Origin of the sequence: Melioribacter sp. Ez-97 (assembly GCF_051488665.1) — a bacterium.
Classification (GTDB): domain Bacteria; phylum Bacteroidota; class Ignavibacteria; order Ignavibacteriales; family Melioribacteraceae; genus Melioribacter.
Map to the genome: position 1 here is coordinate 226,455 of NZ_JBPSEG010000001.1, position 14,184 is coordinate 240,638.

Sequence of the window (14,184 nt, forward strand, 5' to 3'; positions counted from 1 at the left end):
ATTTAGTAAAATATTTTTTACGCCTGCTTTTTATTTAATAATAATTTTATCGCTCAACCGGATATCTTCCGAAGAACTGCCGACCAAAATTTCCCATGCGCCTTTTTCGACTACAAAATCATTCTCGTTTGTACTGTAGAATGCAAACTCATTTACAGGGATTTTAAATTCCAATATCTTGCTTTCTCCCGTTTGCAGAGTTAACCTTCGGAATCTTTTTAATTGTTTACGGGAAACCTTAAATTTAGCGTCCTTACAGCTTGTATAGATCTGGACAACCTCGTCGCCAGTACGATTGCCAACGTTAGTAAGCCTGAACTGTAATGAAAGCGTGTCCGTTTCATTCAGGATATTGTTTTCAATTTTCAGACTGTCATATTTAAAGGTTGTATACGATAAGCCGTGACCGAACGGGAACAGCGCCGGTTTATTTAAATACATGTAGGTTCTGGGATTATTAATTAGGTCGTAATCCGACATGGGCGGTAATTGATCCGTGGAAGCGTAAAAAGTTTGAGGTAATTTACCGCTGGGATTATAATCTCCGAAAAGGACATCGGCTAGCGCTCGTCCTCCGAATTCGCCGTTGTACCAGTTTTCCACTATAGCCCTGGCATATTTTTCCGTTCCTGCCATTGCAATCGGTCCTCCGTTAATCAGAACAACAATTATATTGGGATTAACCTCCGCTACAAGTTCAATCAGTTCCCTTTGAACCGGGGGCAGTTCGATTTCTTCTCTGTCGAGTTCCTCCTGGGACAAGCCGGGCGAGATGCCCAGCGTTAAAATAACAAGGTCATTTTCAGCCGCTAACTTTTTCGCGTTATCAAAATCTTTTTGTCCCAAATCCCATGTTAATCTTGCAGTAGCTCCCAAAGAATTATCAAAATATTCGAACACGAAATTGTACTTTTTACCCGGCAGTAATTTAACTTTGGCGGCGATTGGCTTTTCTCCGTGTTCTTTCCAATCGTCAATAATCAATTCATTATCGATATAAAGCCGGGCGCCGTCGTCGCAGCTTGTGCCGATATAGTTAATGGTATCGGGAGGAATGATAGTCCCTTTCCATCTCACTGAAAATTTATCGGACGGCACTCCATCGGCGGGAGAGTTCATACCGAAGACAAAATTAATTTGCGAGTCTATTCTGGTTTTAACGGGCTTCCCTTCCAAATTCATATTATCAAAGTATTCTCCGATTATTCCTTTTGTTCCTTTCCCATCAACGACGTCAAAGTATTTCGTTTCGATAGGAATCAGCAGCCTGCTGCCGATGCCGCATCCTTTTGTATGCTCGACTTTAATATTCAAAGAATCGGCTTTGCTTTTTATTCCTTCGAGAGGACTTATCAGAACATTCGGGTAACCGCTGTAAATCCCCAGCTGCGCTTCTTTTGCATTCGGGCCAATTACCGCAATAGATTTTACTTTGTTTTTATCTATCGGTAAAATTCCATCGTTTTTCAAAAGAGTAACAGCTTTTCGCGCGGCTTCCAGAGCCAGTTCTCTGTTTTCTTTGCTGTCTAATTTATCTTGACCTATTGAAGAATACGGTACAATTTCAGGAGGGTCGAACTCGCCCAATCTGAAGCGCGCCGACAACGTTCTGAACAGCGCCCTGTCGATATCTTTTATGCTAAGTAGTCCTTCTTCGAGAGCGTCTTTTATATATAGTCGATACGCTTGACCGCAATTTAAATCACACCCGGCAAGTATACTGCGCGCTACGGCTTCAGCTCCAGATTCAAAAAATTTATGTCCGTAAATCATATCGTGAATCGCCCCGCAGTCCGACACTACATAGCCTTCAAATCCCCATTGACGTCTTAACAAATCGGTCATCAAAAATAAATTCGCATTACTCGGCACATGATTCAGTTCATTGTAAGCTCCCATTATTGAGTATGCTTTTCCCTCGATTATGGCGCTCTTAAATGCGGGCAAATAATATTCATAAAGGCTTCTCATGTCGACGTCAGACGAGCCGGTATGTCTTCTTTCCTCTTCGTTATTTGCAATAAAATGTTTAGGGGTGGCGACGGTTTTTAAATAATAAGGATGGTCGCCCTGCATTCCTTTAATAAATTCAACTCCCATTCTGGATAAAAGATAAGGGTCTTCGCCGTACGATTCTTCGTTTCTGCCCCAACGCGGGTCTCTGGCTATATTAATTGTAGGACTCCAGTATGTCAGTCCTTTCCCTTTTAACTTATTAAAGGCTCTGGCTTCGTCCGAAATAGCCGTTGCAATTCGATAAACCAAATCCGGTTCCCATGTAGCTCCCAATGCGATTGCCTGAGGAAACGAAGTGGCGCCTTCTTCCAACACACCGTGCAAAGCTTCGCTCCAATAATTATACGCTTTCAAACCGAGTCGTGGAATTGCATCGGTTTGATTCGTCAATTGCGAAATCTTTTCGTCCCTTGTCATCAGAGCTATCATGTCGTTTAATCGATCTTTATAGGATCCGGGCTTATATACATTTACAATCACATTGTTAGAGTCAATAACTTTATCGTTCTTTCTTAACGTATACTTAAAAAGATAATAACCCGGACGCGGAAATTTTACTTCTGTCTTGAATGCGGAAGGTTCCTCAATAAAAACTTTTGAATTGTTTATACATACCCAATTGAAATCGCAGCCGCCGTCCGATATTTCATACGATAAAGAATCGACGATTAAAGTCGCTGTTTTCTTTTCTTCCCAGTTAACGAAATAATAGCCGCCGGATTTTATATTCTGAGCGCATACATGAGTTTGAAGAGAAAAATAATAAAGAGTTAAAAAGAAGGTTAAGAAAAATTTATTCATATATAATCCTTCCTTTAATGATTCCGATAATCATTAACAACCAATTTATTACTTCAGAAAAAGTAATTTTGTAGAAGCCGTATAATTTCCGGCAGTCAACTTGCAGTAATATATACCGCTCGACAGCGAGCGCGCATTGAAGAATAAAGTATGAATGCCGGCGGGCTTTATTGAATCCTCCAAAGTAGTAACTTCGCGTCCCGTTTCGTCGTACAATTTAACCGAAACACGGGCTCCGACTGGAATTGAATAAGTAATTCTTGTCGAAGGGTTAAAAGGATTCGGATAATTCTGATATAATTTAAATTCCCGCGGAATTAACTGCCCATTGTTTTTGCTCGACGTAATCATCGGTCGTACTTTGAATACAGAATGTCCCGCTGTTATAAATAAAGTTTTGTAATCGTCTTCTCCCCATGCGCAATTTGAGGCCGAAACGTTGGAAGGCAAATTAATCTTTCCCAGCAATTCGGCTTCCGGGGATATTATCCAGACGGCGGAAGCGCAAGTAACGTAGAGATTTCCTTCCGGGTCCGTCTTCATACCGTCGGCGTATCCGTTTACGGGAATAGTATAAAAAAGCTTTTTGTTCGCAATTACCGAATCGTCTACAACATCCCATACGTAAATTTTGTGCGCTCTGGAATCATTGACATATACTTTCGATTCGTCGGGCGAAAAACAAATTCCGTTTGGGAGCTCAAGTTTGTCGAGCAGTTGAATATTTCCCGTAGGACTTATTCTGTAAATGCCGTTAAACGTAAGTTCTTTATTTTTATATCCGCCCGGTATGTTAAAGTCAGGGTCGGTAAAGAAAATCGAGCCGTCGGATTTAACAACGAGGTCGTTCGGACTGTTAAAGCGTTTGCCTTCGTATCTTTCTGCCAATGGCGTCTGCGATCCGTCTTTTTCGAAACGCACAACCCGCCTCAATCCCATCTGTCCGGCTATCAATCTGCCATCTAAATCATAAGTCAATCCGTTTGTACTGTCCGACGGATCAAGATAAATTTCTTTGCCGCTCTCAGGCGTCCATCTGTAAATTTTATTTCCTTTAATATCGGAAAAAAGCAAGCCTATCTCTTTGTTCCAGACAGGTCCTTCGGGTTGTTCGATATCGGTTGCAATTTCTTCCAATTCTGCATTTGTATCGATAACAATTTGTGCTTTGACATTGCGTGTCATAGTTACGAAGAACAACAAGCACAGTATATAACTTACGAAGATCAAAATTTTTTTGTTCATATTGAATAACTTACTTATTTCTGGTAAATCATTTTTATAGACTGATTGAAGCTGTCGGATTCAAGGCTGCAGATATAAACTCCGCTAGCCAAGCCTGTAGCGTTCCATTGCAAACGGTGTTCGCCTGCAGGTGCCTCGCCTTCCATAATTGTTTCAACTTCTCTGCCTGTTATGTCGTACACTTTTAATCTTATATGTTGATTTGCAGGCAGGTAAAACACAATCATCGTGGAAGGATTAAACGGATTGGGATAATTTGCGCATAATTTAAAATCGGAAGGTCTTTCCGGATTTTTATTTTTATCTACGCTTGTAATTAAATCTTTTCCGTCGCCGACAATATTAATTTCGCTCAATCTGTTTGTTCCTGCCCCTTTTTTATAAAGGAGGTCGAGATAATTATCGCATTCTCTGTCGCCGTAGCTGTTTTTTGCTGGCAATTTTAATTTTTCCGCTTCGGGATCGAGTCCCATCAAATGAGCGGCAATCGTATCGGCAGCCACGGGGTCTTTACCGGCAAACAATACATGACTTGCTGACGGAGCAAAACTCGGATTCCATACGCCTTCTCCTCCAACTGCATTTTTTATTCCGTCTCCGATAGAAAGATCAACCGGGCGAGCCGCGAATAAATCGCAAACAGAACGGGGTAAAAATTTTGCCGACGAACCGTTGGTAGGGCTGTGGATTGCCTGTCGCCTGTATTGAATTTGCTGCGTCGTATAGTTTACTTGAGGAACCGAACCAACCTGATTTTTAATGGCGCATGTAATGCCGGCTTCCGCGTGTTGTTTTAATTTTCCGATTGAAACATAAACGTCGTTATTAATCAGAATTTCGTTCATTCTGAAGCTCGGGAAATTAAAATAATCGTCGCCGGTCGGAACGTCAACTAAATTCCCTTTACTGATATCCGTCAATTGACATCCCAAATCTTTTGCAATAGATGCATATCCTTCATAAACCGGATTGTCAAAAGAATCGTAGCTGCCCAGACTCTCAACAATTATTATATTATGAGGAGATACTCCCGAATCTATAATCAGTTCGGCGGCGGCTCTGACGACCGTTGAATGGCTCCACATAGCTTCTTCGATTGTTGTGCCTTTCAATTTATCGTTGGAAGCGCTCCCGGATCCGCCTGTGAGATTAATTTTTATTACAACTTTCTTGTCCGTTCCGAATAAATCCGAAATACCTCCAATCTGGTCAAACAAATATTCCATCTTCTGTTTGACTCCTCCGTTGACATCGTCGTAAATATAATTATCGGCGGGCGCATTTAATGTATTTGTAATGGCAACCGTAGAGAAATTCGATTTTTTGTTTAAGTCGTAGGCAAAAATACCGGACGGTTTTAAATACGGAACAGTTAATAAGCCGGCAAAAGCAATACTGCTTTTTTTTATAAATTCCCGGCGCGTTGAATTGACGCCCTCGTTATTCCCGGACTTTTTCATTCCCCCTCCTTTTTGTTTATTAATATAACATTTTAGTCCGCATTTATCACAATGCTTGCATCTTTCAAGCCTTCCGAATAAGCCTTTAATATAATATTGCCTTTTTCTCCTTCAAGCGAACGGACTACAACCAGCGCAAGACCGTTAAAAGCGTTGCGACTTTTCGACGTGAAAGGAATCATACAAGTCGGGTCGCCGTTATCGGTTGCAACTATTTCACCCGGTCCCTCAATTTCAAATTTAATCATATTGGATGCGTTCGGTACGAGCAAACCGTTTTCATCTTTAATTCTAACCGTAACAAAAGAGAGATCTGACCCGTCCGATTTGATTACGTTTCTATCGGGAATTAACTCGATCCGAGCCGGGTCAAGTGTGGTTTTCACACTGTCGCGAGCCCAGATTTTGCCGTTCTTATAAGCGATAACTTTTAATTCGCCAGGTTCATAAATAACGTCGTCCCAGCGCAAACGGTATTCGTAATCTCCCTTTTTCTTTCTGCCCAATGACTTTCCGTTTAGAAATAACTCGGCTTCGTCGCCGGATGTAAAAACATGGACAGGCGTAATTTTGCCCGCTTGCTCAGGCCAGTTCCAGTGAGGCAAAATATGAGCCATCGGAAAATCGGGACGCCAGTATGATTGATATAAATAGAACCTGTCTTTTTTGAAGCCGGCAAGATCTATAACTCCAAAGTATGAACTGCGCGCTTCGTAATAAGGCGTCGGTTCGCCGAGATAATCCCATCCGCTCCAGACGAATCCGCCCGCAACGTACGGATGCCTGTCGAGGGATCTAAAAACTTTATCGGCCGACGAGCCGAAATCAGCCGTATATAATTCATATGCGCTTACGTATTTTTTTACCGGGTCGCCTCCCAACGTATCTCTGATAGGCGAGCTTATTCCCTCGTAAACGGGGAACAGATACGTGCCTCTGCTGCTCAACGCCGCGGCGTTTTCGCTGCTTAAGATTACTTTATCGGGAAATTTTTTATGGAATTCGTCGTACAACGGTTCTGTTTTAATTCCTTTTAAGTGGGCATACGCAGGCGCATTTCTGATTCCTTCGCCCTGATAATTCAGACTTATTAGCTCCATTACTTGAGGAAACGGCATATGAGGTTTGGCATAATTCATTGCCGCGGTCGCCGGTCTCGTAGAATCTTCGTCCTTTACAATATCGTAAAGACGTTTTGCCAATCCGGCGCCTTCTTTATCGGTATATTGCTCTCCTACTTCATTGCCAAAGCTCCAGATAATAACAGACGGATGATTTCTGTCCCGCCGAATAAAAGCTCTTAAATCCTGCTCGTGCCATTCGGGGAAAATAAGATGAAAGTCGAGAGGAGTTTTCTTTCGTTCCCAAACGTCGAATATCTCATCCACAACCAGAAAGCCCATTCTGTCGGTTAATTCGAGAAATTCAGGCGCGGGCGGATTGTGCGCAAATCGGATTGCATTGCAGCCCATTTCTTTTAAGAGTTCAAGTTGACGTTCGGCAGCTCTAAGATTAAATGCAGCGCCTAAAGCGCCGAGATCGTGATGGAGATTTACGCCCTTAATTTTTATCAGCTCGCCATTGAGAAATATTCCATTATCGGGGTCAAATTTTAATTCCCGTATTCCAAATTTCGTAGAATAATAATCGGTTAACTTTCCATCCACAAATATTTTCGTTTCGGCAATATAAAGATTCGGTTCCTGAACAGGCGGTATTCCCCAAAACTTCGGGTTAGTTATTTTAATTTTCTGATTAACGCTTTGGCTGCTTTCGGCTTCTATTTCGACGTTCGATAAATAGTCTTTTGCAATAAGAGTGTCGATTTTTTGTCCCGACTTATCGAGTGGATAAATTTCATGAACAATATCAATAAAAACCTCTTTATTAGATTTATTGTCAACTTTCGTTTTGATATTTACATCGGCGGAAGATTTACTCACGTTATCGGTTTTAATAAACGTACCCCATTGCGCTACATGAACTTTATTAGTTTTAACAAGCCACACATTCCGGTAAATACCTCCTCCCGGATACCAGCGAGAGGATTTTGGAGGATTATCCAGACGTATTGCCAAGATATTTTCTTTACCGAAATTTATATACGGCGTCAGATCGATTCTAAAAGAATTGTAACCATAAGGCCAGCCGCCTGCAAGATAGCCGTTAATCCAAACCATAGCATAAGACATGGCTCCGTCGATATCGAGGTAAATTTGTTTTGTAGAATCATGAAGTGGAATAAAAACTTTTTTTCTGTACCAGGCTACGCCATGACTCGGCAATCGTCCCATACCGCCGCCTACTTCGGCATTTTCTCCCTCGTAAAACGGTCCTTTAATCGCCCAATCGTGAGGCAAGTTTATTGTTTCCCATCTGCTGTCGTCGTAATTCAATTGAACAAACGGAAAATCCTTCCCGGGATTGCCCTCCGGTCTTTTATAATGTCGTGATTTATCTTTAATGAATTCATTTCCCGTTGGTAATATCCAGCGCTTCAAAACTTTTTTAGTCGATTCAATTTTTACGGCTTCGGTCGGCATCGCATCCGCAGGTTTGTCATCTTTATATTCTTTAATTTCGGGCCGGACATCATAAATCAAACTATCTGCATCTGCCATATCCTTATATTTAAAAAACTTCCATCCTTTGTTCAGTAATACTTTTTCTCTTACGTTTTTATTGATTCCCGTTGCTTCCGAAAAAACAATATCATTAACTGACAGCGATATGAATAAAATTAAAGCAACAAATAATCTGTTTATTCTCATTATAAACGTTATCCCGTTGATTCTTAAATATTATTAAAAGCCCCTGAATAAGTGTTTGTACATTAAAAACAGTAAAATCAATATATAGATATAGATGTAAAAGAAATAAATAATAAACAGCCCGCGCGAGGCGGGCTGTCTGAACCCCAAGTCAAGGAGTAATTATTTTATCAGCATCAATTTCTTGACGCTATAAAATTCGCCGGCTTTAATGGTATAGAAGTAGACGCCGGATGCAAGGTTAGAAGCATTGAAAGTAACTCTGTGATAACCGGCGCTCATTTGACCGTTTACTAATTGAGCTACTTCTTTGCCCAATGCGTCATAAACAACCAATTTAACGTCGCTGGCCTTTGGCAATGCGAATTCAATGTTGGTTGTCGGGTTGAACGGATTCGGGTAATTTTGACCGAGCGAGAAATCCGTAGGTATTGTAGAAGAGAATGTTTCTACGGAAACAACCGAATCCGGAATTTCAATCGGAGCTCCCAGATCAACCAATACATCGATGAGATTTAATTGAGTAGCAGTTGCCAGGTTGTTAAGCGCAATATTAAAGCTGTTGAATTTAGTAACCGGATTCTTATCGTCGACAACAATGCCGCCGAAATTATATGTTCCGTCTTCTTTGTAGACAAAATAACGGAATTCAACGTCGCCGTTTTCTAGCGGAGCAACTGAGAATGCAAAGTTGTACATGCCTTCCGTAGCAACAGCGCCGGCAGGTTTCTGACGTGTTTCAGCCAGAACATAATTTTCCGGTTCGTTAGTGTTGAGCCATGTGCCGTTGACAATAGCGCCAACAGTACCCATCTGGTCAGTTCCTTCGCCCCATGCGGTTAAGTCGTTGCCGCCGCTGTGAGGAATAACAAGGTAACCTGATGCGCCCGATTCGGAACCGTTCCAAGCCATACCGTTTTCTGTTTCAACTAATCTTCCGGCCTCTTGATAGAATAGCCCCATTCTGAGAGAAGACCATCCTTCGAAACCTCCGCCAATCAATTCCATTTTACCGGTAACAATCATGGCTCTGTCGACTTTGGGAGTAACATCAATCGGGAATTCGCCTCTTAATGCAGCCCAACCGAACGGTTTTTTAGCGCCGGAAATTGTAGCATTGCCAATCAATTCAACGGGTTCAAGCGTCCAGCCGCCGGTTCTGTCGCCAATGAATCCCCAATCTCCCACATAAAACTCCTGCCATGGAGCTTCGGGCACTGTAATCGGATCGCCTTTATCTACTTTAACTGCAATTAATCTGAACTCTCTCATTTCAGTTTCTATACCGTCACCTATACCAAAGCAGATACCGTTGAATTTGGTGGTAACTTGGGCAGTGTCAATTACAGTGCCGCCGAACCAGTATTTTTTATCTTTATGGTACATATACCAGCGAATTTCATTTGTACCGTCGGGCAAAGGTTGAACGGAGATAGCAAAATCATAAACACCACCTTCGATAACTGCTCGAGCCGGAGCCTGTTCGATAGCGGCAATAGGCCCGCCATTGTTACTCCAGGTGCTGTTCCAGCCAGTGCCGCCGTTTATCGTCCAGATAGTACCGGCTCCGCCGGCTCCGTTTGCCATATCGGTGGTTCCGGAACGCGGCGTAAATTCATAACCGTAATGGACTCCTGATCCTGTCCACTCTGCCGTAGGTGTAAAACGATTTATTAATTCACCTTCGTCTTCCCAATAAGTTAAAGCGTAACGTAAACCTACATAACTTTCGCCTGGTCCATCGCCTACGTATTCAAATTGACCGGATACAATGACAGCCTTATTAGTTGAAGCTTCGACAGTAGTTCCAAAACCGCCTCTGATAGTAGCCCAGCTTGGCGGCGGACCGTCTGCGCCCATAGCCGCATCGCCTACTATTGTGTTGGAATCCACGAGTATAGGCCAGCCTTTACCGCGATTTGTGGCGCCCCAAAGTTCAACATAGAATGGTTCCCACGGAGCTTCGGGAACTACAATCGGATCTCCGTAATCAACTTTAGCTGCAATTACTTTGAACTCTGTCCAATCGCCGGTATTAATACCGAAACAAATACTATTGAATTTGTCTGTTGTAGCGGTATCTACAATGCTGCCGCCGAACCAGTATTTATTATTCTTTTCAATAAGATACCATTTAATTTCGGTTTGAGTATCGTCTACTTTTCTTAGAGAGAATGCGAATTCATATGTGCCCGGAATAATTTCTGCATTTCGTGGAGCCTGTTCAATTGCAGCGATCGGTTTACCGTTATTGCTCCAGGTGCTGTTCCAGTTGCCGTTATTAATAGTCCAGACTGTACCGCTGCCGCCGTTTCCGTTCGACATCGTTCCTGCCCCGGTACGCGGATGGAATCCGTATCCCCAATATTTTCCGCCTACCCATGCAGCCGAATCGGTCAGCGGATTTTCAAGTTGACCATTTTCCATATATGTTATAGCGTAACGAATAGGAGTATAACTGCTTCCTGCGCCTTCAGTACCTACGAATTCAAGTTCGCCGGTAACAATTAATGCTTTGTCGGTTTTCAATTCGAGGTCCTGACCGAAACCGCCTTGCACGGTTGCCCAGCCTGCGCCATTCAACGGAGTTCCATCGCCGGCAATTATTGCATCTCCTACAAGAGTTGTTGAATCATTTAATATCGGCCAATAATTGCCCTGCGCCGTTACTCCCCAATCTTGCAAATAATATGCTTGCCATGGAGCTTCCGGAACGGTAATCGGTTCGCCGAGTTCGGCTTTAACGCCCATAAGTTTAAATGCTGTCATATTTGTTTCGATGCCGTCGCCGACTCCGAAGCAAATACCGTTGAACTTAGTACTTACCTGAGCGCTGTCAATTACAGTGCCGCCGAACCAATATTTTTTATCGACATGATACATATACCAGCGGATTTCGTTTGTGCCGTCGGCTAAAGGTCGAACCGAGATGGCAAAATCGTATACGCCGCCTTCAATAACAGCACGAAGCGGTTTCTGTTCGACAGCTGCAATGGGACCTCCATTGTTGCTCCAGGTGCTATTCCAACCGCCGCCGCCGTTAATAGTCCAAACAGTTCCAGCGCCGCCTGCGCCGTTAGCCATGTCAGTAGTTCCGGAGCGGGGTGTAAATTCATAACCATAATGAACTCCGCTGCCCGTCCACATTGCCGAATCGGTATAACGGTTTGCCAATTCGCCTTCGTCATCCCAATAGGTTAATGCATAGCGCAAGCCTACATAGCTTTCGCCCGGTCCATCGCCGACATATTCAAATTGACCTTTAACAACTACAGCCTGGTCCTCGGTTGCCTGTAATATTTGTCCGAATCCGCCTCTGATAGTAGCCCAGCTCGGCGGCGGACCGTCGGCGCCCATGCCTCCGTCGCCAGGAGGAGTATCTTCTCTGTTAAGAATAGGCCAACCGGTGCCTCGGCTTGTAGCTCCCCACATGGTAACAAATGCGGGGTCTACCGTTCGGGTTACAACTATATTGTCGATCCAGATTGTGGCGTTATTGTTATAAGCGCTTCCAAACATAAATTTGAGCTGATTATTGGGAACGCTTATATCTGCCGTCATTTCGAACGTGAACGTTTGAGGAGTAGTAGTCACATAAGCGGTATCATCCAGATATTTGGTATAAGGATCTCCGTTGATCTCAAAGAGAGCATTGATTGCGGCATCTTTACTGGCAACAGCCATAAAAGACAAAGTATACTTGTAACCTGCAACCAACGGCAAGTCGGCTACGCGTTGAATACGCCACATTTCAACGCCGCCGTTAACTATTTCAGCCTTATATGAATTTGCGCCGGATAGTTTTCCGGTATTGTCAATCGAAAATGTGACGGTGGTGGACGCTTCGTCGATCCAGCCACTCCACATACCGTCGCCATTATCGAATTCGTCGGAGAGGACAACTTCCTGAGCCATCAGCCCGGAGGTCATCCATACGACTAACAATAAAATAAGTTTTAGATATTTTGACACGATTCTACCTCCCTATTTTGTGTAGAAATTTATTTGTTAACAATTAACAATCACCCCTTAGTTAAATACATACCCGCCGAAAAAATCCGGCGGGCGCATAATTACTGTTATTTCATCAACATTAATTTTTTTGTTAAGGTAACATTATCTGTTTCCAGGCGATAAACATAAACGCCGCTAGGCAAATTCGAAGCGTCAAAAGTTACTACATAATTACCTGCATTTTGACTGCCTTCGAACAAAGTTGCCACCTGCTGACCGAGCATGTTAAATACTTTAATAGAAACATATCCGTCTTTCGGAACAGAATATTCGATATTCGTGGTCGGGTTAAACGGATTAGGATAGTTTTGTTTAAGCGAATATTCCGTCGGAATTTTCCCTGCAATTTCGCGTACACTGACAGGATTGGGAGTACCGTAGTTTAACCAGTTATTGATAATTTCCCACTCCTGGTCGCGCTGAGCTTCCCAGGCAGGTTTAACTTCCGGGAACCAATTCAAATCGCCCAGGGGGAATCCGCCCATTGCAGCTGTTTTATATTTTTCATTAGTATAAGCGAGATTTTCAGGCAGCGGCCATTCCTGATTAAAACCGGCATCGGGTCTGTACGACCAATCGAGATCGGCATTGTTGCTCCACTTATAATCCATAAATGTAAGTAATGCCTCCTGATTTGTAGCGGGCTCTATGAATTGTGGGTCTTCGCTATAAATAGTTTCCCAATCGACATTCATAGTTTTAAACACTTTATTGCCTTCCGCGTCCGTAGAATCGATGAAATCAATTTCATCCTGACCTAGCATGGGAGATGGATTATAGATTAAATCCGACTCTCTGTTTCGTATTCTCTCTTTTGCCGAAGGAGCTTCGGTAAACCAGTTGAGGTAAAAGTCCTGATACAGATAAGCAATATGTCCGATGTATAATTTCCTGTCGAAGTCAGTAAAATCAACTGCAAAACCGAACGAATCAACGGGCGTCAAACCGTTGATTAAACCTCCTCCGGGAGAATTACACAATCCGTTTTTAAAATCGTCGTAAGTCATTCCTTCCGGACAAACGTCGACTGCCCTGTATCCGATCATCATGGGATTTACAAACAAAGAGTTTGTAATGGCGGCATTCCTGAGCCATCCTGCGGATTGGAATACCCATTCAACGGAATTAAGAAGCGTACAGTGGTTAATATAAACATTGTCGCTGTATTCGTTTCCTTCCTGCATTATAATACGGCTAAGATTAGTAAAAGAACAATTTTCGAACATCAGCGTATCATAATGCCAACCGGAACTCTGATATGGAAACGATATTGCGCGGCCGTAATATCTGAAGTGATTATCGGAATTATTTCTCCAGTACGAGTTATAGAATTTACCAACGAAGTGGTCTGCTTTAACGGTAATAGCTCCGCCGGCTTCTGCGCCTATACCGGCATAATCAAAAATACATCCGTCAAATACTCCGATTTCCGGATCGTTGGCTGCGTCTTGATTTTCGAATACAATCGAACCGCTGACTTTATTACCCAAAAAGTCGGCGTATCTGACCCAGATATTCTTCATCACGATATCGCCGTAGCTTTGAATAATGTAAGCCCTGTCAATTCCTTCCTCTGTCCAAACAATCTGAGGTGGAGCGGATTCCTGTGTATCTCCGGGTTTTGGAGCTACTAACTCGAGGTTTTGTCCGTGATCCAGATAAATGCTGCGGCTAAGGACATAAACCTCGTACGGGTTTAATTTAAAAACCGTATTGTTGATTGTACCGTCGTTGATGGCTTTCTCTATAGCGTCGTTCAAAGTGCCGTACTGACCCGTTTCATAAAACCCCGGGACAACAACGGTATCTTTTTGCGCGTATAGAGTAGTTCCAAACACCAACAAAAGTGAAAGTAATATTAATTTCTTCATAGCTAC

Annotated in this window: 6 protein-coding genes; all 6 read right to left on the reverse strand. The window is 42.9% G+C overall.

The features are described 5' to 3' along the window. Positions 1 to 30 precede the first annotated feature (30 nt). Positions 31 to 2,817 carry a glycoside hydrolase family 3 C-terminal domain-containing protein gene (locus ACSSWA_RS00930; RefSeq protein WP_437354723.1) on the reverse strand — a complete coding sequence of 929 codons (2,787 nt, stop codon included), beginning with the start codon at positions 2,815 to 2,817 and terminating at the stop codon, positions 31 to 33. Between the two features lie 48 nt (positions 2,818 to 2,865). Then, positions 2,866 to 4,062, reverse strand: coding sequence for an SMP-30/gluconolactonase/LRE family protein (locus ACSSWA_RS00935; RefSeq protein ID WP_437354724.1), 1,197 nt, complete (start codon positions 4,060 to 4,062; stop codon positions 2,866 to 2,868). Between the two features lie 14 nt (positions 4,063 to 4,076). After that, the gene (locus ACSSWA_RS00940; RefSeq protein ID WP_437354725.1) at positions 4,077 to 5,522 is read right to left on the reverse strand and encodes a DUF362 domain-containing protein; all 1,446 of its coding nucleotides are present in this window, start codon (positions 5,520 to 5,522) and stop codon (positions 4,077 to 4,079) included. A gap of 32 nt (positions 5,523 to 5,554) precedes the next feature. Beyond that, on the reverse strand, positions 5,555 to 8,293 hold the full coding sequence (galB, locus tag ACSSWA_RS00945; protein WP_437354726.1) for a beta-galactosidase GalB: 2,739 nt from the start codon (positions 8,291 to 8,293) through the stop codon (positions 5,555 to 5,557). A 162-nt stretch (positions 8,294 to 8,455) separates the two neighbouring features. Further along, entirely contained in the window at positions 8,456 to 12,265 is a 3,810-nt protein-coding gene (locus ACSSWA_RS00950) for a T9SS type A sorting domain-containing protein (RefSeq protein ID WP_437354727.1), read from the reverse strand. 107 nt (positions 12,266 to 12,372) lie between these two features. Then, the gene (locus tag ACSSWA_RS00955) at positions 12,373 to 14,178 is read right to left on the reverse strand and encodes a T9SS type A sorting domain-containing protein (protein WP_437354728.1); all 1,806 of its coding nucleotides are present in this window, start codon (positions 14,176 to 14,178) and stop codon (positions 12,373 to 12,375) included. Positions 14,179 to 14,184: the final 6 nt, after the last annotated feature.

Bases quoted from the DNA above. Each gene is read 5' to 3' on its own strand.
- ACSSWA_RS00930 (WP_437354723.1), bottom strand. From the start codon at position 2,817: ATGAATAAATTTTTCTTAACCTTCTTTTTAACTCTTTATTATTTTTCT.
- ACSSWA_RS00935 (WP_437354724.1), bottom strand. From the start codon at position 4,062: ATGAACAAAAAAATTTTGATCTTCGTAAGTTATATACTGTGCTTGTTG.
- ACSSWA_RS00940 (WP_437354725.1), bottom strand. From the start codon at position 5,522: ATGAAAAAGTCCGGGAATAACGAGGGCGTCAATTCAACGCGCCGGGAA.
- galB (WP_437354726.1), bottom strand. From the start codon at position 8,293: ATGAGAATAAACAGATTATTTGTTGCTTTAATTTTATTCATATCGCTG.
- ACSSWA_RS00955 (WP_437354728.1), bottom strand. From the start codon at position 14,178: ATGAAGAAATTAATATTACTTTCACTTTTGTTGGTGTTTGGAACTACT.